This window comes from Bradyrhizobium sp. USDA 241 (assembly GCF_049739505.1).
Taxonomy (GTDB): Bacteria; Pseudomonadota; Alphaproteobacteria; order Rhizobiales; family Xanthobacteraceae; genus Bradyrhizobium; species Bradyrhizobium liaoningense.
Genome location: NZ_JBMGPZ010000001.1, coordinates 145,608 through 171,642, shown reverse-complemented (window position 1 = coordinate 171,642; position 26,035 = coordinate 145,608). Strand labels below are relative to the sequence as shown.

General features: G+C 63.9%; 2 protein-coding genes and 7 pseudogenes. 4 read left to right on the top strand and 5 right to left on the bottom strand.

The genetic code is table 11. From position 1 onward, the window contains the following. Positions 1 to 122 precede the first annotated feature (122 nt). A complete protein-coding gene (locus ABIF91_RS00895) occupies positions 123 to 1,457 on the top strand; it encodes an IS5 family transposase (RefSeq protein ID WP_424578682.1) in 1,335 nt (444 codons plus the stop codon). Positions 1,458 to 1,487: 30 nt separating this feature from the next. Here the strand turns inward: ABIF91_RS00895 and ABIF91_RS00890 are convergent. Further along, positions 1,488 to 2,473 (bottom strand): annotated as a pseudogene (locus ABIF91_RS00890) (IS3-like element ISRj2 family transposase); the annotation flags it as partial. Positions 2,474 to 2,669: 196 nt separating this feature from the next. Here ABIF91_RS00890 and ABIF91_RS00885 point away from each other — a divergent pair. Then, positions 2,670 to 2,879: pseudogene (locus ABIF91_RS00885) on the top strand (transposase domain-containing protein); the annotation flags it as partial. Positions 2,880 to 2,990: 111 nt separating this feature from the next. After that, positions 2,991 to 3,324 (top strand): annotated as a pseudogene (locus ABIF91_RS00880) (integrase core domain-containing protein); the annotation flags it as partial. A gap of 189 nt (positions 3,325 to 3,513) precedes the next feature. Here the strand turns inward: ABIF91_RS00880 and ABIF91_RS00875 are convergent. The 4 genes and pseudogenes from ABIF91_RS00875 to ABIF91_RS00860 all read right to left on the bottom strand — a co-directional run. Continuing rightward, a complete protein-coding gene (locus tag ABIF91_RS00875) occupies positions 3,514 to 9,231 on the bottom strand; it encodes an amino acid adenylation domain-containing protein (protein WP_424578681.1) in 5,718 nt (1,905 codons plus the stop codon). A 79-nt stretch (positions 9,232 to 9,310) separates the two neighbouring features. After that, positions 9,311 to 14,329, bottom strand: a pseudogene (locus ABIF91_RS00870) (amino acid adenylation domain-containing protein); the annotation flags it as partial. A 186-nt stretch (positions 14,330 to 14,515) separates the two neighbouring features. Further along, positions 14,516 to 15,874, bottom strand: a pseudogene (locus ABIF91_RS00865) (amino acid adenylation domain-containing protein); the annotation flags it as partial. Between the two features lie 180 nt (positions 15,875 to 16,054). Beyond that, positions 16,055 to 24,121 (bottom strand): annotated as a pseudogene (locus ABIF91_RS00860) (amino acid adenylation domain-containing protein); the annotation flags it as partial. 239 nt (positions 24,122 to 24,360) lie between these two features. Here ABIF91_RS00860 and ABIF91_RS00855 point away from each other — a divergent pair. After that, a pseudogene (locus tag ABIF91_RS00855) lies at positions 24,361 to 25,645 on the top strand (IS256 family transposase). Positions 25,646 to 26,035 lie beyond the last annotated feature (390 nt).

The window sequence follows — 26,035 nt, the reverse complement described above, 5'->3', positions numbered from 1 at the left end:
CGATAAAGTATTCGATTTTGCAAGAAAGCCGGGTGTTGGGCCGCGGTTTCTTGCGTTTTGGGATTTTGCTTTCGAGCGATTCGTGATTCCCTGACGGCGGGTCATCGGCATTGGGGACGGCGATGAGCAAACCGCGGGATGATCGCCAAAAGGACCTGTTGCTTCCGGCGCTCGATCAAATCATCGACATGGGCCACCCGCTGGTGCGGTTGGCGGCGCTGATCGACTGGAACTTTCTGGATGACCGCTTTGGTTCGGTGTGCCAAACCGGTCCGGGGCAGCCTGGACTGCCGACGCGGCTTGTCGCCGGCCTGTTCATCCTGAAGCACATGCACAATCTCTCGGATGAGGTGCTGTGCGCTCGCTGGATCGAGAACCCTTATTACCAATACTTCTGCGGCGAGTTGAGCTTCTGCCACCGGCTGCCGTTCGATCGATCGTCGATGACGCGCTGGCGCCAGCGGCTCGGCGAGGAGGCTCTCGTCGCGCTGATCCAGGAAAGTCTGTCGGTGGCACACAAGACTGGCGCCATCGGTCCCAAGGACCTGGAGCGAGTGGTGGTCGATACCACGGTGCAGCCCAAGGCCGTTGCGCATCCGACCGACGCGCGGCTGACGCATCGGGCCATCACCAAGCTCGTCGGGTTCGCCAAGCGCAACCGTGTGCCGCTGCGCCAGAGCTATCTGCGCCTGGCCAAACGCGCCGCCATCATGGTCGGCCGCTATACCCACGCTCATCAGTTCAAGCGCGCCCGGCGCCAACTCAAGTTCCTGCGGACGCGGCTTGGCCGGATCATCCGCGACGTCCGCCGCAAGATTGATGGCGATGCGGCGCTGGAAGCGCGCTTCGGCCCGCTGCTCGATCTGGCGCAGCGGGTGCGCAGCCAGGATCAGCATCAGCGCGGCCCGAAGATCTATGCGTTGCATGCGCCGGAGGTCGAGTGCATCGGCAAGGGCAAAGCCCGCGCGCCTTACGAGTTCGGCTGCAAGGTCAGTATCGCCACCCCCGTGACGTCCCCGAAGGGCGGACAGTTCGTGCTCCATGCCAAGGCGCTGCACGGCAATCCCTTCGACGGCCACACGCTCGGCCCCGTGGTCGCCGACATGGAGAAGCTCACCGGGGTGGAGGCTCGCCGTATCCATGTCGACAAAGGGTACCGCGGCCACAACTACCCGCACCGGTTCAGGGTCTGGATCTCGGGTCAGGTTCGCCGCGTCACGGCTTCCATCCGGCGCGAGATGAAGCGTCGCGCGGCTGTCGAACCCGTCATCGGTCACGTCAAGGCCGAGCACCGCATGGACCGCAACTATCTCAAAGGCCGCGTCGGCGACCGTATCAACGCCGTCCTCGCCGCGGCCGGCTACAACTTCGGCCTGCTCCTGCGATGGCTCGCAGAACTCTTGCGGGCCATCATCCGGGCCTTCGCCGAAACTGTCCCGGCTCAAAAGATCGCTTAAATCAGCGCTCGTCCGCGTTCTTCACGGAGGACGGAGATATACTTCTTCGTATTTGACCGTGCGCCAGAGCCGCTCGACAAACACGTTGTCGCGCCAGGCGCCCTTGCCGTCCATGCTGATGGCGATCTTCGCGTCCAGCAGCACATCGGTGAACTCGAGGCTGGTGAACTGGCTGCCCTGATCCGTGTTGAAAATCTCGGGCCTGCCGTGCTTCGCCAACGCCTCCTGGACCGCTTCGACGCAGAAGGCCGCCTCCATTGTGATCGAGACGCGATGGGCCAGGACCCGTCGGCTGAACACATCGACGACCGCCGCGAGATAGACGAAGCCACGCCGCATCGGAATGTAGGTGATGTCCATTGCCCACGCATGGTCGGGCCGCTCGATCTTCAATCCGCGCAACAGGTACGGGTAGATCTTGTGACCCGGAGCCGGCTTGCTCGTGTTCGGGCGACGATAGACCGCCTCGATCCCCATGCGCTTCATCAGCGTCGCGATGTGGCGGCGACCGGCGTATACGCCCTCCCGCCGCAGCAACGATCGCAGCATACGCGCTCCCGCGAAGGGATAATCGAGATGCAGCTCATCGAGCCGACGCATCAAGGCAAGGTCCTCGGCCGAAACTGGCCGAGGTTCATAGTAGACCGTGCTGCGAGCCAGCTTCAGGACCTTCGCCTGGCGCACGATAGAAAGATCATGATCGCGGTCGATCATCGCTTTGCGCTCAGCAGGCCCGCCTTGGTGATCGCGCCGGACAAAAAATCGTTTTCCAACGCCAGCTCGCCGATCTTGGCATGTAACGCCTTCAAATCGACCGGCGTCTCGGCCGATGTCTTGTCATGCCCAAACACGCCGGCGGCGCCTTCCAGGAGCTGGTTTTTCCAGATCGTGATCTGGTTCGGATGAACATCAAACAGTTGCGCCAGCTCCGCCAGTGTCTTGTCGCCTTTGACCGCAGCCAAAGCAACCTTCGCCTTGAATGCCGGAGAATGCGTCCGGCGGCTCTTCTTCGTCATCTTCGCTCCTGATTCGCAGCAAGAATCCTCGCCGCTGTCAGGCAGAAAATCCACTCAAGCTACTGTCCGAATTTGCGGGGCCAGCTCTCTTCTCCGTCTGATGCTTGTGGCTGTTCGAAAACAGACCACGTTTATCATCAACCTGAAGCGCAGCACCCTGCTAACGCGGGGCTCAGCAACAGGCCGAATACCCCATCTGACTCTGACGCGTAAAAATAGTCTATTTGCTGGTCACGACGAAGGTGGTCGTTCATGGGCGCGCATAGCTTCGCTCATCGCCACCTGCAAAATCAACAGCGTGGAGCCCTACGTCTGGATGAAAGCGACGCTCAAAGCGATCGCAACCGGTCACCCGCAGTCCCGGATCGACGAACTCCTGCCCTGGTCGTTCGGCGGCACCTCGTAATACTCCGTCGTTGCCGCCTCCATACCCACCGCCAACGATTTGCAAACACGTTGATCAACAGACTGCAATCCCCACGCCAAACCTTTGCGAATGGGACGCGAACGTCGCTTACAGTTTACCTCGAACGCCATGCTGGCCTGGGCGGAGCAGCACACCATCGATTGGCACTTCATTACCGATGCAGAATGGGTTCTGCGAAAGCTTCAACGGCCGGATGCGCGACGAGCTTCTCAATGAAACCCTGTTCCGCGGCCTCGATCACGCCCGCAACCGCATCGCCGAATGGGCCGACGATTACAACCGCCAGCGACCGCATTCGGCGCTGGGCTACCTCACCCCGGCGGCCTACGCCGCCAACCTCACCGCAACATGCGACCGGCTGCGCAACCCCGACCAGCTCCGCCGATCGCATGTTGCTCCACCCGCGCCTCGTGGCGTAAAATAAGTCGAGACTCTAATTGCCGCTGGATGAAAGTTCGGGGGCAGGTCAGCATCAATCAACGCCTGTACGGCCGCTCAAACGGGTACGCCCATATCCTCTGCAGCTGCCGTGACGACTTTGAGTGGTTCCTCGAGCTCTTTTTGGTCGAATGCGTCGCGCAGCTCACGAGGCGCCCGCGTCAGCATCCAAGCGTCAGCCTTCCGGCGACCGCCAGCTGACCAGTCCGGCCCTCGCCGGCGAACGCGATGTCCCACCGCCAGTTACACCATGCTCAGGGACACGATCTGGCATCGATGAGCTGTTTAAGGTCGTTGATAGGCGTCGAGCCAGAACTTGGCGGTTTTCCGGGACACTCATCATAGTCACATGGTCGCCTGGAATTGGCACGGCATGAATGGTCTCCGCACTCAAAATCCGGTCCCAACCCCGCAAAGGCGAACTTGCTTCTGGACCTAGCGAAGTTTTTCGAGAACGTGTCCGACGGCTAAGAGGTCGGTTCGCGTAGAATTGGTGTATCTCAACCGGAAGGGACGGAACTTGATACAAGGCCAGCGCCCGTTGGAACTGCGTGGCCCTTTCATACGTCAGAATGTCATTGCGGAGATCACGATCCAGAGGGATCGCCCCAATTCTCTGAGCCTTTTCAAGCAGTCGGGAAATTGAATTTTGTCCAGCGAAGCGGTCGAGGATTTCGAACTTCTCGTCATCTAATTCGAGAGATTCCAGCAGTACTTCTTGTATCATGTGGGTGGGTGATGTCCTTGATGCATTTGCAAATAAAACAACGTCAATTAGGCCGATGAAGGAAACAGCTTCGTTGAGCTTTAGTAGCTGCTGCGCAATTGCATAAGCCAAGATTCCTCCTGATGAGTATCCAGAGAACCGATATGGACCTCGCGGCTGGATCTCGCGAATCGCCATCCTAGCTTGCGAGGCGATCTCTTGAACAGTTGGAAATTGAGCTGCACTGAATTGCGGCCATGGCAAACCGTAGACAGGACAGTCGACATCCATTTCTTGCGCCAAACTGGCGATATAGGAGCAATCGCCCAAACCTGTGGGAACAAAGAACAGCGGCGGCTGCGATCCGGTTTCTCGAACACAAATCAGTCCCGACCTGCTGGGCTGAGATTCCAAATGAACGTTCGATGCAAGTTCCTTTAGAGCGGGGGCTTGAAAGAGGTCGGCGGCGCTGAACTTGATCCCGAGATCGACTGCGCGACTGAGCAACTGCACCGCCAGCAGCGAGTGTCCGCCGAGTTCGAAGAAATTGTCGTGGCGCCCGACCCGCTCGAGCCCCAGAAGCTCGGCCCAGATCTCGGCCAGCGCCGTCTCGATCTCGCCCCGCGGCGGCTCGTACGTCCGACGCGCATACGCATCATCTTCCGGCGCCGGCAGCGCCTTGCGATCCAGCTTGCCGTTCACCGTCAGCGGCAGCCCCGATAGCCGCACGAACGCCGAGGGCACCATGTAGTCCGGCAGCCGCGCACTCACATGCGCGCGCAAGGCGCCGGCCAACGTGCTTCCATCTTCCTCGTCCGAGCCGGCCTCGGGCGCGCACACCAGATAGGCCACAAGATGCTTGTCGCCGGCGCCATCCTGTTGCGCCACCACCACCGCCTCGCGCACCAACGGGTGCTCGCAAAGCCGCGCCGCAATCTCCCCGGGCTCGATCCGGAAGCCGCGGATCTTCACCTGCTCGTCGTTGCGGCCCAGGAACTCCAGATTGCCGTCCGGCAAGTACCGCGCAAGATCCCCGGTCCGGTACAGCCGGTCGCCCTCCACAAAGGGGCTGGCGATGAACCGCTCCGCCGTCAGCGCGGGCCGGTTCAGATAGCCCCGCGCAACCCCCGCCCCGCCAATGTAAAGCTCCCCCACCGCCCCAAACGGAACCGGCGCACCATGACCGTCCAGCAGATACACTCGCGTGTTGGCAATCGGACGGCCGATATGCGGCACTACGTCTTCGACGAAGAGCCGTCCCGAGGTCGCTACGACCGTAGCTTCCGTAGGCCCATAGTTGTTTATTAGCTTTAGACCCGCTGGTAGAGGCGCAGGCACACGTTGGAGACGATCACCGCCAATAAGCAAGTACTTCAATGTGGAATTTACCAGCTTATCTTCCAACACGATCGTGGCCAGCGGCGTGATCAAAAAGCCAACTCCCAGCGATTGATCACGCCACCACTTCAGCAGAAGTAGAGAATCTCCGGCCGGTGCTCTGGGCGGGAGCAGCAATGTGCTGCGGTTGTACAACGCAGACCATAGCTCCCAAGTGCTGGCATCGAATGCCATTCCAGCTGTGAGTGCACAGCTGGTTTCTGGTTGCGGACAAAACGTTTGCACATGCCATGCTACAAGATTGACCAATCCCCGATGCTCGACCATGACGCCCTTTGGGGTGCCTGTTGAGCCTGAGGTGTAGATCACATAGGCGAGATGGCGTGAGCTCAGGCCGAGGGCACGCGGGTCGGGGTTCGAGGCCGGCAGCTCGGCCCAGGCCGGTGTCGCCGTCTCGAGATCGACCACCGTCACATCCCCCAGCGCATCGCAGCCAAGCGCCGATCGTCCCGCCGCATCGGCCAGCAGCAGCTGCGGCGCGGCATCGTCGAGCACCTGGCGCAGCCGCGCCGACGGATAGGCCGGATCCAGCGGCAGGTAGGCGCCACCCGCCTTGAGGATCGCCAACAGCCCCACCACCATCGCCGGGCTGCGTTCCAGGCAGATCGCCACCGGCTGGTCCGGCCTGACCCCGAGCCCGATCAGGTGATGCGCCAGCCGGTTGGCCCGCGCATTGAGCTCGCCGTAGCTCAGGCGCTCGTCCTCGAAGACCACCGCCACCGCCTCCGGCGCCTTGCGCACCTGCTCCTCGAACAGCTCATGGATGCACTGCTGCTCAGGATACGGCGCCGCCGTCCGGTTCAGCTCCTCCAACAGATACGCGCGCTCAGCAGTCGACAGCAGATCAATCCGCCCCACCGCTTGTTGCGCATCGGCAGCCATCGCCCGCAGCAGCGCCAGCAGATAACCACGCTGCCGCTCAATGGTCACTTGATCGAATAGCGCCGTAGCATAGCCCAGCGTTCCGGCGATGACCTCGCCATGCTCACCCAGGTTCAGCTCCAGATCAAACTTGACCTGATCGTACCCATCCGCCGCCGCCTGCACCATCAGCCCGGGAAGATCGAAGGACTGAGTGGCGTTATTCTCCCAAGCCAGCATCACCTGGAACAACGGCGTGTGATCAAGATGCCGCGGCGGCTGCACGATATCCACCACCTGCTCAAACGGCAGGTCCTGATGCTCCTGCGCTCCCAAGGCCACACGCCGCGTCCGTTCCAACAGCTCCGCCACGCTCGGCGCGCCAGACAGGTCAAGCCGAAGCGCCAGGGTGTTCACGAAGAAGCCGATCAACTCTTCGATCTCGCACCGGACTCGATTGGCGCTCGGCACCCCAATCACAAGATCGTCCTGCCCCGACAGGCGCGACAGCACCGCGGCCCACGCCGCCAACACCGTCATGAACAACGTCGTGCCACGCTGCCGGCTCAGCCGCTTTAAATCTCGTGTCAGATCCGCATCGATGATGACAGGCACACGGGCCCCGGCAAACGACTGCTGGGCCGGCCGCGGCCGGTCCGTTGGCAAGGCAAGACGGGCCGGCGCGCCAGCCAGGGTGTTGCGCCAATACTGCGCCTGGCTCTGCAGCCGCTCCCCCGACAGCCACCGCCGCTGCCAGGCAGCATAGTCCGGATACTGGATCGCAAGCGGCGGCAGCGGATCGTCTTCTCCGGCCACGAACGCCCGGTACAGCTGATTGAGTTCACGCACCAAGACGCCCAGCGACCAGCCGTCCGAGATAATATGATGCTGCGTCAGCAGGAACACATGCTCCTCATCGGAGGTGCGGATCAACCGACCGCGGATCAGCGGGCCGCGCACCAGATCGAACGCCGTGCGCGCCTCCTCCTTGCACAGCTCCGACAACGCGGCCTCTGCGTCTGGCCTGTCCCGCAGATCATGCTCCAGCACCGGCAGCGGCGCCTCCGGCGGCAGCACCTCAACCCAGGGCTTGCCCTCCGAGGTGACAAAGATGCTCCGCAGCGCCTCATGACGTGCCAACAAACGGTCAAGGCTGCGCTGCCAGGCGGTGCGGTCGAGCACGCCGCGTAGCCGCCACGCTAGCGGAATGTGATAGGTCGTGCTGCCCGCATCCAGCTGCGCCAAAAACCACAGCCGCTGTTGCGCAAACGACAGCACAAGGGGCGCTTCGCGAGACACAGCCGCTACGGCCGGCAGGTCTTGTGGACCGGTCCGACCCAACACCTCGGCAATGCTCTCCGCCAGATCGGCCAGCACTGGTTTGCCAAACAGCATCGTCAGCGGCAGCGCTACACCCACAGCCTGCGACAGCCGGCTCAGCAACCGTACCGCCAGCAGCGAGTGGCCGCCCAGTTCGAAGAAGTGGTCGTGGCGCCCGACCCGCTCGAGCCCCAGAAGCTCGGCCCAGATCTCGGCCAGCGCCGTCTCGATCTCGCCCCGCGGCGGCTCGTACGTCCGACGCGCATACGCATCATCTTCCGGCGCCGGCAGCGCCTTGCGATCCAGCTTGCCGTTCGGCGTCACGGGCAGCACCGCGAGCCGCACAAACGCAGCCGGCACCATGTGCTCCGGCAAGCGCACACTGACATGCGCCCGCAAGGTGCCGGCAAGATCAACTTCCGCAGCTTCGGCCGCATGCTCCGCCGCCGCAACCACATAGGCCACAAGATGCTTGTCGCCGGCGCCATCCTGTTGCGCCACCACCACCGCCTCGCGCACCAACGGGTGCTCGCAAAGCCGCGCCGCAATCTCCCCGGGCTCGATCCGGAAGCCGCGGATCTTCACCTGCTCGTCGTTGCGGCCCAGGAACTCCAGATTGCCGTCCGGCAAGTACCGCGCAAGATCCCCGGTCCGGTACAGCCGGTCGCCCTCCACAAAGGGGCTGGCGATGAACCGCTCCGCCGTCAGCGCGGGCCGGTTCAGATAGCCCCGCGCAACCCCCGCCCCGCCAATGTAAAGCTCCCCCACCGCCCCAAACGGAACCGGCGCATCATGACCGTCCAGCAGATACACTCGCGTGTTCGCAATCGGACGGCCGATCGGAGGCAATTGCGGCCAGCATGATGGGTCAGCAGGAAGACGGTGTTCCGTGACTACGTGGGTTTCTGCCGGCCCATACTGATTCATCAACCTCGCGCTTGGGTGTGCTTCAAACAACGACCTGAGCACTGGGGTGGCCCGCAATTGCTCACCCGCCGTATAGATCTCGCTTAAGGAGGGGAACAGCACTCGCTGCGAGGCCCAGACTTCCGCAAAATGGTCAAGCGCGACAAATGGAAGGAAAAGCCGCTCGATTTCCTCACCCCGCACAAGCTCCAGTAAGGCGGAGACGTCCGCACGGGTCTCTTCCCGCACGAGCGCGAGCACGCCACCGTCTCTCCAGCAACTGAACAATTCCTGCAACGCCACGTCGAAGTTCAGGGTTGTAAACTGAAGGGTGCGTCGTTTTGGCGAACCACTTTCCGGCGAGCACGAGAGCAAATTCAAAAGCGAGCAGTGAGACATTTCGACGCCCTTTGGGGTGCCTGTTGAGCCTGAGGTGTAGATCACATAGGCGAGATGGCGTGAGCTCAGGCCGAGGGCACGCGGGTCGGGGTTCGAGGCCGGCAGCTCGGCCCAGGCCGGTGTCGCCGTCTCGAGATCGACCACCGTCACATCCCCCAGCGCATCGCAGCCAAGCGCCGATCGTCCCGCCGCATCGGCCAGCAGCAGCTGCGGCGCGGCATCGTCGAGCACCTGGCGCAGCCGCGCCGACGGATAGGCCGGATCCAGCGGCAGGTAGGCGCCACCCGCCTTGAGGATCGCCAACAGCCCCACCACCCATCGCCGGGCTGCGTTCCAGGCAGATCGCCACCGGCTGGTCCGGCCTGACCCCGAGCCCGATCAGGTGATGCGCCAGCCGGTTGGCCCGCGCATTGAGCTCGCCGTAGCTCAGGCGCTCGTCCTCGAAGACCACCGCCACCGCCTCCGGCGCCTTGCGCACCTGCTCCTCGAACAGCTCATGGATGCACTGCTGCTCAGGATACGGCGCCGCCGTCCGGTTCAGCTCCTCCAACAGATACGCGCGCTCAGCAGGTGGCAGGATATCCAGTTCGCGGACCGGCGTGTTCGGCGCATGCGCCAGCGCCTCGGCCAGTTGCTCGAGCGCCCGCTGCATGTAGCCGCAGACCCGCTCCGCAGAGATGCCCTCCACCACCTGCGCCGTCAGCCCGAGCGCCTCGCCAAAATCCTCCACCGCCAAGGTCAGCGGATAGTTGGTGCGTTCCTCCCCGCCCAGCCATTCCACGCCGGACAGCTCATCATCCGGTCCGGCGCCGGAGATTGCCGCCGGCGTGTTGTGGCGGTAGTTCAACAGCGCGCTGAACAGCGGCGCCGGCGCCGCAACGCCGCTGCAGCGTTGCGCCAGCGCCAGCGAGGCATGCTCGTGCGCCAAGAGCTCGGCCAGCCGGGCGTGCGTGGTCCGCACGCTCGCCTCGACCCCGGTCCCATCAAGATCAAGCCGCAGCGGCAGGGTGTTGATGAACAGGCCCATGGTACGGTCGCTACCAACGCCCCCATGCATGCGGCCGAACAGCAACGTGCCGAACACCACCTGCTCGCGGCCGCTGCTGCGCGCCACCACCTGCCCCCAGGCCAGATGGCATAGGCTCGCCAGGCTCACCCCAAGCCGCCGCGCCTGGCTGCGCAGCCGCGTGTGCAGCGCCTGCGGCAGCATCCGATGCGCTTCATTAACCCCGCCGCCGTCGCCGCGCACCTCGCTTAAGCCGAACGGCGTGGTCGGCTCATCGATGTCCGCCAGCATCGTCCGAAAGAACTCTTCATGCGCTTTGGCGTCACCGCCGAGATGCGCCTGCGCCACCAGGTTGCGGAACGGCTGCGGGACTGCCAGCTCACGCTCACGTCCCTCCAGCACAGCCCGGACCTCGGCATGCATCACCTCCAACGTGGTATGATCCCCGATCAGATGATGCTGCAGCTCCAAAAGCAGCCAGCGCGCGCTGTCGGGCTCGCGCGCAATCACAAACCGCAACAGCGGCGCCCGGCCAAGATCGATGCGGTGCCGGCGCGGATCAAACCGTCTCCTGAGCTGCGCGTGGCCAGGACCGCCAGAGCCCAGCTCAACCTCGGTCACATCCAGCGGCGCCTTCCGCCACACCACCTGGGCCGGGCGCGACAGGCCCTCCCAGACATACGACGTACGCAGAATGTCGTGCCGATCCACCAGCCGCTGAACCGCGGCGAGATAGCGATCCAGCAGCCCACGCTCGGCAAACGCCATCTGCGAGACCAGCAGATACGGATCGCCCTTCGTCGCCAACAGATGATGGAACAGGATGCCGTCCTGCAGCGGCGACAACGCATAAATGTCCTGGATGTTGCCGATGCCACCGGGCACCGTGGCGACGATCCGGTCGATCTCTTCCTGCGCCAACTCGATCAGTGGCAGCATCTGCGGCGTAATCGAGCTGCTCTCTGCCGTGATCAGGTTGGCCGGGACCGCCACCTCGTGATGACACCCAAGGCTTGCGGCCAGATCGGCCAGCACCGGCCTGGCGAACAGGGTGCGCACCTCCACCCCCAGCGACAGCCGCCGCAGACGCTCCATCAGTTGTACCGCCAGCAGCGAGTGGCCGCCCAGTTCGAAGAAGTGGTCGTGGCGCCCGACCCGCTCGAGCCCCAGAAGCTCGGCCCAGATCTCGGCCAGCGCCGTCTCGATCTCGCCCCGCGGCGGCTCGTACGTCCGACGCGCATACGCATCATCTTCCGGCGCCGGCAGCGCCTTGCGATCCAGCTTGCCGTTCGGCGTCACGGGCAGCCCCGATAGCCGCACGAACGCCGAGGGCACCATGTAGTCCGGCAGCCGCGCACTCACATGCGCGCGCAAGGCGCCGGCCAACGTGCTTCCATCTTCCTCGTCCGAGCCGGCCTCGGGCGCGCACACCAGATAGGCCACAAGATGCTTGTCGCCGGCGCCATCCTGTTGCGCCACCACCACCGCCTCGCGCACCAACGGGTGCTCGCAAAGCCGCGCCGCAATCTCCCCGGGCTCGATCCGGAAGCCGCGGATCTTCACCTGCTCGTCGTTGCGGCCCAGGAACTCCAGATTGCCGTCCGGCAAGTACCGCGCAAGATCCCCGGTCCGGTACAGCCGGTCGCCCTCCACAAAGGGGCTGGCGATGAACCGCTCCGCCGTCAGCGCGGGCCGGTTCAGATAGCCCCGCGCAACCCCCGCCCCGCCAATGTAAAGCTCCCCCACCGCCCCAAACGGAACCGGCGCACCATGACCGTCCAGCAGATACACTCGCGTGTTGGCAATCGGACGGCCGATATGCGGCACTACGTCTTCGACGAAGAGCCGTCCCGAGGTCGCTACGACCGTAGCTTCCGTAGGCCCATAGTTGTTTATTAGCTTTAGACCCGCTGGTAGAGGCGCAGGCACACGTTGGAGACGATCACCGCCAATAAGCAAGTACTTCAATGTGGAATTTACCAGCTTATCTTCCAACACGATCGTGGCCAGCGGCGTGATCAAAAAGCCAACTCCCAGCGATTGATCACGCCACCACTTCAGCAGAAGTAGAGAATCTCCGGCCGGTGCTCTGGGCGGGAGCAGCAATGTGCTGCGGTTGTACAACGCAGACCATAGCTCCCAAGTGCTGGCATCGAATGCCATTCCAGCTGTGAGTGCACAGCTGGTTTCTGGTTGCGGACAAAACGTTTGCACATGCCATGCTACAAGATTGACCAATCCCCGATGCTCGACCATGACGCCCTTTGGGGTGCCTGTTGAGCCTGAGGTGTAGATCACATAGGCGAGATGGCGTGAGCTCAGGCCGAGGGCACGCGGGTCGGGGTTCGAGGCCGGCAGCTCGGCCCAGGCCGGTGTCGCCGTCTCGAGATCGACCACCGTCACATCCCCCAGCGCATCGCAGCCAAGCGCCGATCGTCCCGCCGCATCGGCCAGCAGCAGCTGCGGCGCGGCATCGTCGAGCACCTGGCGCAGCCGCGCCGACGGATAGGCCGGATCCAGCGGCAGGTAGGCGCCACCCGCCTTGAGGATCGCCAACAGCCCCACCACCATCGCCGGGCTGCGTTCCAGGCAGATCGCCACCGGCTGGTCCGGCCTGACCCCGAGCCCGATCAGGTGATGCGCCAGCCGGTTGGCCCGCGCATTGAGCTCGCCGTAGCTCAGGCGCTCGTCCTCGAAGACCACCGCCACCGCCTCCGGCGCCTTGCGCACCTGCTCCTCGAACAGCTCATGGATGCACTGCTGCTCAGGATACGGCGCCGCCGTCCGGTTCAGCTCCTCCAACAGATACGCGCGCTCAGCAGGTGGCAGGATATCCAGTTCGCGGACCGGCGTGTTCGGCGCATGCGCCAGCGCCTCGGCCAGTTGCTCGAGCGCCCGCTGCATGTAGCCGCAGACCCGCTCCGCAGAGATGCCCTCCACCACCTGCGCCGTCAGCCCGAGCGCCTCGCCAAAATCCTCCACCGCCAAGGTCAGCGGATAGTTGGTGCGTTCCTCCCCGCCCAGCCATTCCACGCCGGACAGCTCATCATCCGGTCCGGCGCCGGAGATTGCCGCCGGCGTGTTGTGGCGGTAGTTCAACAGCGCGCTGAACAGCGGCGCCGGCGCCGCAACGCCGCTGCAGCGTTGCGCCAGCGCCAGCGAGGCATGCTCGTGCGCCAAGAGCTCGGCCAGCCGGGCGTGCGTGGTCCGCACGCTCGCCTCGACCCCGGTCCCATCAAGATCAAGCCGCAGCGGCAGGGTGTTGATGAACAGGCCCATGGTACGGTCGCTACCAACGCCCCCATGCATGCGGCCGAACAGCAACGTGCCGAACACCACCTGCTCGCGGCCGCTGCTGCGCGCCACCACCTGCCCCCAGGCCAGATGGCATAGGCTCGCCAGGCTCACCCCAAGCCGCCGCGCCTGGCTGCGCAGCCGCGTGTGCAGCGCCTGCGGCAGCATCTGATGCGCTTCATTAACCCCGCCGCCGTCGCCGCGCACCTCGCTTAAGCCGAACGGCGTGGTCGGCTCATCGATGTCCGCCAGCATCGTCCGAAAGAACTCTTCATGCGCTTTGGCGTCACCGCCGAGATGCGCCTGCGCCACCAGGTTGCGGAACGGCTGCGGGACTGCCAGCTCACGCTCACGTCCCTCCAGCACAGCCCGGACCTCGGCATGCATCACCTCCAACGTGGTATGATCCCCGATCAGATGATGCTGCAGCTCCAAAAGCAGCCAGCGCGCGCTGTCGGGCTCGCGCGCAATCACAAACCGCAACAGCGGCGCCCGGCCAAGATCGATGCGGTGCCGGCGCGGATCAAACCGTCTCCTGAGCTGCGCGTGGCCAGGACCGCCAGAGCCCAGCTCAACCTCGGTCACATCCAGCGGCGCCTTCCGCCACACCACCTGGGCCGGGCGCGACAGGCCCTCCCAGACATACGACGTACGCAGAATGTCGTGCCGATCCACCAGCCGCTGAACCGCGGCGAGATAGCGATCCAGCAGCCCACGCTCGGCAAACGCCATCTGCGAGACCAGCAGATACGGATCGCCCTTCGTCGCCAACAGATGATGGAACAGGATGCCGTCCTGCAGCGGCGACAACGCATAAATGTCCTGGATGTTGCCGATGCCACCGGGCACCGTGGCGACGATCCGGTCGATCTCTTCCTGCGCCAACTCGATCAGTGGCAGCATCTGCGGCGTAATCGAGCTGCTCTCTGCCGTGATCAGGTTGGCCGGGACCGCCACCTCGTGATGACACCCAAGGCTTGCGGCCAGATCGGCCAGCACCGGCCTGGCGAACAGGGTGCGCACCTCCACCCCCAGCGACAGCCGCCGCAGACGCTCCATCAGTTGTACCGCCAGCAGCGAGTGGCCGCCCAGTTCGAAGAAGTGGTCGTGGCGCCCGACCCGCTCGAGCCCCAGAAGCTCGGCCCAGATCTCGGCCAGCGCCGTCTCGATCTCGCCCCGCGGCGGCTCGTACGTCCGACGCGCATACGCATCATCTTCCGGCGCCGGCAGCGCCTTGCGATCCAGCTTGCCGTTCGGCGTCACGGGCAGCCCCGATAGCCGCACGAACGCCGAGGGCACCATGTAGTCCGGCAGCCGCGCACTCACATGCGCGCGCAAGGCGCCGGCCAACGTGCTTCCATCTTCCTCGTCCGAGCCGGCCTCGGGCGCGCACACCAGATAGGCCACAAGATGCTTGTCGCCGGCGCCATCCTGTTGCGCCACCACCACCGCCTCGCGCACCAACGGGTGCTCGCAAAGCCGCGCCGCAATCTCCCCGGGCTCGATCCGGAAGCCGCGGATCTTCACCTGCTCGTCGTTGCGGCCCAGGAACTCCAGATTGCCGTCCGGCAAGTACCGCGCAAGATCCCCGGTCCGGTACAGCCGGTCGCCCTCCACAAAGGGGCTGGCGATGAACCGCTCCGCCGTCAGCGCGGGCCGGTTCAGATAGCCCCGCGCAACTCCCGCCCCGCCAATGTAAAGCTCCCCCACCGCCCCAAACGGAACCGGCGCACCATGACCGTCCAGCAGATACACTCGCGTGTTGGCAATCGGACGGCCGATCGGGACAGCTGCGCCATCAAAATCATCCGGGCAACTCCAGGTCGTCGCGCAGACTGTTGCTTCGGTAGGTCCATAGGCGTTCACAATAGATGCTGCAGGCAGGCCTCGGATAAGTTCGGCCCTCGGGAGCTCTCCAGCAAGAATGAGAAGTTGCGGCGCCAAATATTCCAGATTCTGGCTTCCCTGAAGCAATGCTGGAGGCAACGTCGCATGCGTGATGGCTTCGTTTCGCAGATAATCCGATAGCTCTTTAGTCGATTGACGGAGCTCATCCGCAAGCAAATGCAATGCGGCTCCTGAGCCAAATGCCATGACAATTTCCCACGCACTGGCATCAAAACTAAAGGAGGCGAACTGCACCACTCGGCTGTTCGAACAAACGCCAAAAAGCACGATCTGAGCCAACCCCAGATTGACCAATCCCCGATGCTCGACCATGACGCCCTTTGGGGTGCCTGTTGAGCCTGAGGTGTAGATCACATAGGCGAGATGGCGTGAGCTCAGGCCGAGGGCACGCGGGTCGGGGTTCGAGGCCGGCAGCTCGGCCCAGGCCGGTGTCGCCGTCTCGAGATCGACCACCGTCACATCCCCCAGCGCATCGCAGCCAAGCGCCGATCGTCCCGCCGCATCGGCCAGCAGCAGCTGCGGCGCGGCATCGTCGAGCACCTGGCGCAGCCGCGCCGACGGATAGGCCGGATCCAGCGGCAGGTAGGCGCCACCCGCCTTGAGGATCGCCAACAGCCCCACCACCATCGCCGGGCTGCGTTCCAGGCAGATCGCCACCGGCTGGTCCGGCCTGACCCCGAGCCCGATCAGGTGATGCGCCAGCCGGTTGGCCCGCGCATTGAGCTCGCCGTAGCTCAGGCGCTCGTCCTCGAAGACCACCGCCACCGCCTCCGGCGCCTTGCGCACCTGCTCCTCGAACAGCTCATGGATGCACTGCTGCTCAGGATACGGCGCCGCCGTCCGGTTCAGCTCCTCCAACAGATACGCGCGCTCAGCAGTCGACAGCAGATCAATCCGCCCCACCGCTTGTTGCGCATCGGCAGCCATCGCCCGCAGCAGCGCCAGCAGATAACCACGCTGCCGCTCAATGGTCACTTGATCGAATAGCGCCGTAGCATAGCCCAGCGTTCCGGCGATGACCTCGCCATGCTCACCCAGGTTCAGCTCCAGATCAAACTTGACCTGATCGTACCCATCCGCCGCCGCCTGCACCATCAGCCCGGGAAGATCGAAGGACTGAGTGGCGTTATTCTCCCAAGCCAGCATCACCTGGAACAACGGCGTGTGATCAAGATGCCGCGGCGGCTGCACGATATCCACCACCTGCTCAAACGGCAGGTCCTGATGCTCCTGCGCTCCCAAGGCCACACGCCGCGTCCGTTCCAACAGCTCCGCCACGCTCGGCGCGCCAGACAGGTCAAGCCGAAGCGCCAGGGTGTTCACGAAGAAGCCGATCAACTCTTCGATCTCGCACCGGACTCGATTGGCGCTCGGCACCCCAATCACAAGATCGTCCTGCCCCGACAGGCGCGACAGCACCGCGGCCCACGCCGCCAACACCGTCATGAACAACGTCGTGCCACGCTGCCGGCTCAGCCGCTTTAAATCTCGTGTCAGATCCGCATCGATGATGACAGGCACACGGGCCCCGGCAAACGACTGCTGGGCCGGCCGCGGCCGGTCCGTTGGCAAGGCAAGACGGGCCGGCGCGCCAGCCAGGGTGTTGCGCCAATACTGCGCCTGGCTCTGCAGCCGCTCCCCCGACAGCCACCGCCGCTGCCAGGCAGCATAGTCCGGATACTGGATCGCAAGCGGCGGCAGCGGATCGTCTTCTCCGGCCACGAACGCCCGGTACAGCTGATTGAGTTCACGCACCAAGACGCCCAGCGACCAGCCGTCCGAGATAATATGATGCTGCGTCAGCAGGAACACATGCTCCTCATCGGAGGTGCGGATCAACCGACCGCGGATCAGCGGGCCGCGCACCAGATCGAACGCCGTGCGCGCCTCCTCCTTGCACAGCTCCGACAACGCGGCCTCTGCGTCTGGCCTGTCCCGCAGATCATGCTCCAGCACCGGCAGCGGCGCCTCCGGCGGCAGCACCTCAACCCAGGGCTTGCCCTCCGAGGTGACAAAGATGCTCCGCAGCGCCTCATGACGTGCCAACAAACGGTCAAGGCTGCGCTGCCAGGCGGTGCGGTCGAGCACGCCGCGTAGCCGCCACGCTAGCGGAATGTGATAGGTCGTGCTGCCCGCATCCAGCTGCGCCAAAAACCACAGCCGCTGTTGCGCAAACGACAGCACAAGGGGCGCTTCGCGAGACACAGCCGCTACGGCCGGCAGGTCTTGTGGACCGGTCCGACCCAACACCTCGGCAATGCTCTCCGCCAGATCGGCCAGCACTGGTTTGCCAAACAGCATCGTCAGCGGCAGCGCTACACCCACAGCCTGCGACAGCCGGCTCAGCAACCGTACCGCCAGCAGCGAGTGGCCGCCCAGTTCGAAGAAGTGGTCGTGGCGCCCGACCCGCTCGAGCCCCAGAAGCTCGGCCCAGATCTCGGCCAGCGCCGTCTCGATCTCGCCCCGCGGCGGCTCGTACGTCCGACGCGCATACGCATCATCTTCCGGCGCCGGCAGCGCCTTGCGATCCAGCTTGCCGTTCGGCGTCACGGGCAGCACCGCGAGCCGCACAAACGCAGCCGGCACCATGTGCTCCGGCAAGCGCACACTGACATGCGCCCGCAAGGTGCCGGCAAGATCAACTTCCGCAGCTTCGGCCGCATGCTCCGCCGCCGCAACCACATAGGCCACAAGATGCTTGTCGCCGGCGCCATCCTGTTGCGCCACCACCACCGCCTCGCGCACCAACGGGTGCTCGCAAAGCCGCGCCGCAATCTCCCCGGGCTCGATCCGGAAGCCGCGGATCTTCACCTGCTCGTCGTTGCGGCCCAGGAACTCCAGATTGCCGTCCGGCAAGTACCGCGCAAGATCCCCGGTCCGGTACAGCCGGTCGCCCTCCACAAAGGGGCTGGCGATGAACCGCTCCGCCGTCAGCGCGGGCCGGTTCAGATAGCCCCGCGCAACCCCCGCCCCGCCAATGTAAAGCTCCCCCACCGCCCCAAACGGAACCGGCTGGCCAAATCGATCCAACACGTACAACCGAAGATCGGGGATGCGCCCTCCAATCGGACTACCCGAGTTGGAAGTGTCAGACTGATCAAGCGGCCGATAGGTGACATGCACGGTCGTTTCCGTAATCCCGTACATGTTGATCAGTTTGGGGGCGCAATCGGAATGCCTTGCATACCACGGCTGCAGAATCGGTGGCTCCAGAGCCTCCCCACCAAAAACCACATATCGAATGCGGCTTCGAACACTGCTCTGAGACTTCACCTCCATGAGAGCTTTAAAGGCCGAGGGGGTCTGGTTCAGAACTGTGACGCCGGATTTGCAGATGAGATCATGGAAGTCAGAAGCAGAGCGAACCATATGGCTCGGCACGAGAACCAAACGCCCACCATAGCGCAGTGCGCCCCACAACTCCCAAACTGAGAAGTCGAACGAGAAGGAATGGAACAGGCACCATACGTCGTGTTCGTTGAAGCCATACCAGCTTTCGGTAGCCTCGAATAAACGAACTATCTGGGCATGCTCGACCATGACGCCCTTTGGGGTGCCTGTTGAGCCTGAGGTGTAGATCACATAGGCGAGATGGCGTGAGCTCAGGCCGAGGGCACGCGGGTCGGGGTTCGAGGCCGGCAGCTCGGCCCAGGCCGGTGTCGCCGTCTCGAGATCGACCACCGTCACATCCCCCAGCGCATCGCAGCCAAGCGCCGATCGTCCCGCCGCATCGGCCAGCAGCAGCTGCGGCGCGGCATCGTCGAGCACCTGGCGCAGCCGCGCCGACGGATAGGCCGGATCCAGCGGCAGGTAGGCGCCACCCGCCTTGAGGATCGCCAACAGCCCCACCACCATCGCCGGGCTGCGTTCCAGGCAGATCGCCACCGGCTGGTCCGGCCTGACCCCGAGCCCGATCAGGTGATGCGCCAGCCGGTTGGCCCGCGCATTGAGCTCGCCGTAGCTCAGGCGCTCGTCCTCGAAGACCACCGCCACCGCCTCCGGCGCCTTGCGCACCTGCTCCTCGAACAGCTCATGGATGCACTGCTGCTCAGGATACGGCGCCGCCGTCCGGTTCAGCTCCTCCAACAGATACGCGCGCTCAGCAGGTGGCAGGATATCCAGTTCGCGGACCGGCGTGTTCGGCGCATGCGCCAGCGCCTCGGCCAGTTGCTCGAGCGCCCGCTGCATGTAGCCGCAGACCCGCTCCGCAGAGATGCCCTCCACCACCTGCGCCGTCAGCCCGAGCGCCTCGCCAAAATCCTCCACCGCCAAGGTCAGCGGATAGTTGGTGCGTTCCTCCCCGCCCAGCCATTCCACGCCGGACAGCTCATCATCCGGTCCGGCGCCGGAGATTGCCGCCGGCGTGTTGTGGCGGTAGTTCAACAGCGCGCTGAACAGCGGCGCCGGCGCCGCAACGCCGCTGCAGCGTTGCGCCAGCGCCAGCGAGGCATGCTCGTGCGCCAAGAGCTCGGCCAGCCGGGCGTGCGTGGTCCGCACGCTCGCCTCGACCCCGGTCCCATCAAGATCAAGCCGCAGCGGCAGGGTGTTGATGAACAGGCCCATGGTACGGTCGCTACCAACGCCCCCATGCATGCGGCCGAACAGCAACGTGCCGAACACCACCTGCTCGCGGCCGCTGCTGCGCGCCACCACCTGCCCCCAGGCCAGATGGCATAGGCTCGCCAGGCTCACCCCAAGCCGCCGCGCCTGGCTGCGCAGCCGCGTGTGCAGCGCCTGCGGCAGCATCCGATGCGCTTCATTAACCCCGCCGCCGTCGCCGCGCACCTCGCTTAAGCCGAACGGCGTGGTCGGCTCATCGATGTCCGCCAGCATTGTCCGAAAGAACTCTTCATGCGCTTTGGCGTCACCGCCGAGATGCGCCTGCGCCACCAGGTTGCGGAACGGCTGCGGGACTGCCAGCTCACGCTCACGTCCCTCCAGCACAGCCCGGACCTCGGCATGCATCACCTCCAACGTGGTATGATCCCCGATCAGATGATGCTGCAGCTCCAAAAGCAGCCAGCGCGCGCTGTCGGGCTCGCGCGCAATCACAAACCGCAACAGCGGCGCCCGGCCAAGATCGATGCGGTGCCGGCGCGGATCAAACCGTCTCCTGAGCTGCGCGTGGCCAGGACCGCCAGAGCCCAGCTCAACCTCGGTCACATCCAGCGGCGCCTTCCGCCACACCACCTGGGCCGGGCGCGACAGGCCCTCCCAGACATACGACGTACGCAGAATGTCGTGCCGATCCACCAGCCGCTGAACCGCGGCGAGATAGCGATCCAGCAGCCCACGCTCGGCAAACGCCATCTGCGAGACCAGCAGATACGGATCGCCCTTCGTCGCCAACAGATGATGGAACAGGATGCCGTCCTGCAGCGGCGACAACGCATAAATGTCCTGGATGTTGCCGATGCCACCGGGCACCGTGGCGACGATCCGGTCGATCTCTTCCTGCGCCAACTCGATCAGTGGCAGCATCTGCGGCGTAATCGAGCTGCTCTCTGCCGTGATCAGGTTGGCCGGGACCGCCACCTCGTGATGACACCCAAGGCTTGCGGCCAGATCGGCCAGCACCGGCCTGGCGAACAGGGTGCGCACCTCCACCCCCAGCGACAGCCGCCGCAGACGCTCCATCAGTTGTACCGCCAGCAGCGAGTGGCCGCCCAGTTCGAAGAAGTGGTCGTGGCGCCCGACCCGCTCGAGCCCCAGAAGCTCGGCCCAGATCTCGGCCAGCGCCGTCTCGATCTCGCCCCGCGGCGGCTCGTACGTCCGACGCGCATACGCATCATCTTCCGGCGCCGGCAGCGCCTTGCGATCCAGCTTGCCGTTCGGCGTCACGGGCAGCCCCGATAGCCGCACGAACGCCGAGGGCACCATGTAGTCCGGCAGCCGCGCACTCACATGCGCGCGCAAGGCGCCGGCCAACGTGCTTCCATCTTCCTCGTCCGAGCCGGCCTCGGGCGCGCACACCAGATAGGCCACAAGATGCTTGTCGCCGGCGCCATCCTGTTGCGCCACCACCACCGCCTCGCGCACCAACGGGTGCTCGCAAAGCCGCGCCGCAATCTCCCCGGGCTCGATCCGGAAGCCGCGGATCTTCACCTGCTCGTCGTTGCGGCCCAGGAACTCCAGATTGCCGTCCGGCAAGTACCGCGCAAGATCCCCGGTCCGGTACAGCCGGTCGCCCTCCACAAAGGGGCTGGCGATGAACCGCTCCGCCGTCAGCGCGGGCCGGTTCAGATAGCCCCGCGCAACCCCCGCCCCGCCAATGTAAAGCTCCCCCACCGCCCCAAACGGAACCGGCGCACCATGACCGTCCAGCAGATACACTCGCGTGTTGGCAATCGGACGGCCGATATGCGGCACTACGTCTTCGACGAAGAGCCGTCCCGAGGTCGCTACGACCGTAGCTTCCGTAGGCCCATAGTTGTTTATTAGCTTTAGACCCGCTGGTAGAGGCGCAGGCACACGTTGGAGACGATCACCGCCAATAAGCAAGTACTTCAATGTGGAATTTACCAGCTTATCTTCCAACACGATCGTGGCCAGCGGCGTGATCAAAAAGCCAACTCCCAGCGATTGATCACGCCACCACTTCAGCAGCAGTCGAAGTAGAGAATCTCCGGCCGGTGCTCTGGGCGGGAGCAGCAATGTGCTGCGGTTGTACAACGCAGACCATAGCTCCCAAGTGCTGGCATCGAATGCCATTCCAGCTGTGAGTGCACAGCTGGTTTCTGGTTGCGGACAAAACGTTTGCACATGCCATGCTACAAGATTGACCAATCCCCGATGCTCGACCATGACGCCCTTTGGGGTGCCTGTTGAGCCTGAGGTGTAGATCACATAGGCGAGATGGCGTGAGCTCAGGCCGAGGGCACGCGGGTCGGGGTTCGAGGCCGGCAGCTCGGCCCAGGCCGGTGTCGCCGTCTCGAGATCGACCACCGTCACATCCCCCAGCGCATCGCAGCCAAGCGCCGATCGTCCCGCCGCATCGGCCAGCAGCAGCTGCGGCGCGGCATCGTCGAGCACCTGGCGCAGCCGCGCCGACGGATAGGCCGGATCCAGCGGCAGGTAGGCGCCACCCGCCTTGAGGATCGCCAACAGCCCCACCACCATCGCCGGGCTGCGTTCCAGGCAGATCGCCACCGGCTGGTCCGGCCTGACCCCGAGCCCGATCAGGTGATGCGCCAGCCGGTTGGCCCGCGCATTGAGCTCGCCGTAGCTCAGGCGCTCGTCCTCGAAGACCACCGCCACCGCCTCCGGCGCCTTGCGCACCTGCTCCTCGAACAGCTCATGGATGCACTGCTGCTCAGGATACGGCGCCGCCGTCCGGTTCAGCTCCTCCAACAGATACGCGCGCTCAGCAGTCGACAGCAGATCAATCCGCCCCACCGCTTGTTGCGCATCGGCCATCACAGCAAACAACAAATTTTGCAAATGCTCCGTCAGGCGGTCGACCTGCCTTGGAGCCAAGCGACCTGCATCAAAGTGCCATCGGAAGCTGCCATCCAGAGCGCAAACCTCAAACGTCAAGAGATCGCCGGATAGGACCGTTTCAGAAGTCGGGCTCGAAGCTAGATCATCCGCAGCGCAACAGCTGTTTTCCGTAACAGTAACGCCCATCGGCCAAGGTCGGCGCGACCGTAGCGCCCCCATACCCCGCAACGTCGGGCAGCGCACGATAAGATCCCGCGCAAAGCTATCGTTCTCCCTCAGCTGAGCGCATTCGAAGGCGATTGCCCTGTGCACCTCTGCAAAATCACGATCAAGATCAATGGTAACTTGCATGGGCACGACAGAGGCAACAAGCATCTCCATCGACGACTTCAACCCGGCTCGCGATCCGCTCGGCGCGGGAGTCCATCCCAATTGAAGCTCTGATTCACCAGTGATGCGGGCGAGATATATCAGCCAAGCACTCAGCAAGTGTTCAGTGCGATCAACTGCCGACAACTCGGCCAAAGCAATTGGAATGAGTCGGGAACTCGACTGCCATCTGGGCGAAGCCATAGCCTCTGAAGACGACAGAAAAGGAAGCTGCGACATTTTGAACTGCTGAAGCCGCTGTCGCCAAAAATCCTCCCGAGGCGCCAGCATTTCGTGCGCAACGGTTATGCTCCGCGCCTCGTCATCGCTCAAGATCGGGAGGCGATCGCCTACATAAAGATCGCAGCGCCGTGCGAGTGTCTGCGCGTCCAAAACTTCAGCACCTAAACTGCCAAAGAAGACATAAACGTCATTTGTACCCGTCGCCACCCGCCAATGGCCGGGGTCGACTTCAACCAGGGAGCCCGCTGAAAAGCCCGAGCGGCCAGACGACACCTCCAAGCACCTGACTGCGACAACGTCATCGCCCACAAGAGCCTTAGACAGACATAACGGATTGAAATGATACAGCCCGAAATCTAAGGCGCGTGTCGTCGCTGACAGATCTTGCGCGGAGCGACCCCATCGCAGACAGCCTGCCGCATCTGGACGTCGACGTCTCGGAAAGTAACTTCTGTCCGCCAGCGCCTGCGGCCAGCTACTTAACGCCCCATTCGCTAGACCGGTTAAAAGCTCGCGGAAGCTCTCGACTGCAGCCTCATAACATTTGAGGTTCAGAGTTAACGCCGTGTCGATGGGCGCAATCAAGACTTGGCGCTGAACAACCAGGTCCCCCGTATCAACACCATCATCGATACGATGCCACGTGATGGCATATTCGGTCTCTTGGGCCAGCAGCGCCCAAGACGTCGCATGAACTCCAGCATACCGCGGTAATGGACCGTCATGATAGTTGAAAGCGCCTCGTCGTACGAGACTCATCACATCCGGTGGCAATACGAATGGGTTGGCGACGGAAAACACCCACTCCACTGACTCGGTGTTGAGCAATATCGAGAGCTCTTCAACGCTCGCGACACACAAGATATTAGCGCGAGCAGCCCAATCGCGGAATATGGCGTCGACACACAGCGCCACGCGGATGACGTGCCCCATCTCCATTGCTAGCTGAGCGCACCCAATGGCTAACGTACCGCCACCAACAAAGACCGTAGAACCGATTGGTGACACTAGGGGTCTCTGCTCATCCAAATCGCCTGCTTCGCTGCTCAACAATGCCAACCCACATGGGTCATGGAGCTATCGCTGAAAGTTGGTGACGGCGGGAATCGGGAAGGCGGCATATCGTGGGGGTGCTTGACGCCTCCACTTCTCCACCGAAGGAGCGATATGCCGTGTCCAACGATAACGTCACCAAGCTGATTCAGCCAGGAGTGTTCGACGACCAACTCACCGAAATCTTGCGTAACGGGGCCCGCGCTCTGTTGGCGCAGGCGGTCGAGGCCGAGGTCGCGGACTTTCTCGGCAAGCATGCCGATGTGAAGACCGAGGACGGCCAGCAGCGTGTGGTCCGCCACGGTCACCTGCCGGAGCGCGAGGTGATGACCGGGATCGGTCCAGTCTCCGTCCGCCAGCCGCGTGTGCGCGATCGCGAGGCCGCCGCCGCCGATCCCGACCGTATCCGGTTCTCGCCATCGGTCGTGCCGCCCTACATGCGGCGGTCGAAGTCGATCGAGACGCTGCTGCCGATCCTCTATTTGAAGGGGATCTCGACCGGCGACTTCTCCGAGGCGCTGGCGGCGCTGCTCGGCAAGGATGCTGCCGGGTTGTCGGCATCCGCCGTTGGTCGCCTGAAGGACGGCTGGCTCGACGAGTACGCCGCGTGGCAAAAGCGCGATCTTTCGGCCAGGCGCTATGTCTACATCTGGGCCGATGGCATCCATCTCGAAGCTCGCCTCGAGGACGAGAAGCAGTGCATCCTGGTGCTGATCGGCGCGACGCCGGAAGGCCGCAAGGAACTGGTCGGCTTCACCGATGGCGCCCGCGAGAGCGCGCACGATTGGCGCGATCTGCTGCTCGATCTGAAGCGGCGTGGGCTCGACGTGTCGCCGCGGCTCGTCATTGCCGACGGCGCGCTCGGGTTCTGGAAGGCCGCCGGTGAGGTCTGGCCGACAACGCGCGAGCAGCGCTGCTGGGTGCACAAGACCACCAACGTGCTCGCCAAGCTGCCAAAGAGCCAGCAGCCGAAAGCCAAACGCGCGCTGCAGGAGATTTGGATGGCGGAGTCCAAGGCCACCGCCGAGCTGGCATTCGACGCCTTCATCGAGAGCTACACACCCAAATACGAAAAGGCGGCCGACTGCCTCGGCAAGGATCGGGACACGCTGCTGGCTTTCTACGACTTCCCCGCCGAGCACTGGAAACACCTGCGAACGACCAATCCCATTGAAAGCACCTTCGCCACCGTGCGCCACCGCACGATCCGATCGAAGGGTTGCCTGTCCAACAGGACGGCGCTCGCGATGGTCTTCAAACTGGCCGAGGCCGCGCAGAAAAGTTGGCGTCGACTCGATGGTCACAACCAGTTGCCAAAACTCGTGCTCGGTGTGACATTCAACGACGGGATTGAGGTCATCGCCAAGCACGGCTGACCGTGAGCCCAAAACCGCCGCCGCCTGACCGGCCCGGCCGTCACCAAAATTTGGCGATAGCTCTGGGTCATGACGATCGCGCTTCACATCCATGATAAAGCCTTATCTCTGCCACTAGCGTGGCACCCCACTTCAACGGCAGGTGATTGACCGGCCAAGCCCCCACAATCCGCACAGGATCTGCGACGACTAGCGATTAAACTTGGCGGCATGTGATACGCCCGACCGCTTGGCCACCAACTCTGAACATGACTAGAGATACGCCAGCGCATCAGCTAATTGCCTATCTAAGCCAACACTGACATCCTTCCATCGCCGTCAGCTCCTGAGAAAACTAGGTCCGCACCCACTGCTGGCGTCGGATCGCCCCGCTTCAGCTGTAGATTGACGCTCGCCAGCTCGATCTGCCACGAATGGC

Excerpts from the sequence above, each read along its gene's own strand:
- ABIF91_RS00895 (WP_424578682.1), top strand. The coding sequence starts at position 123 with ATGAGCAAACCGCGGGATGATCGCCAAAAGGACCTGTTGCTTCCGGCG.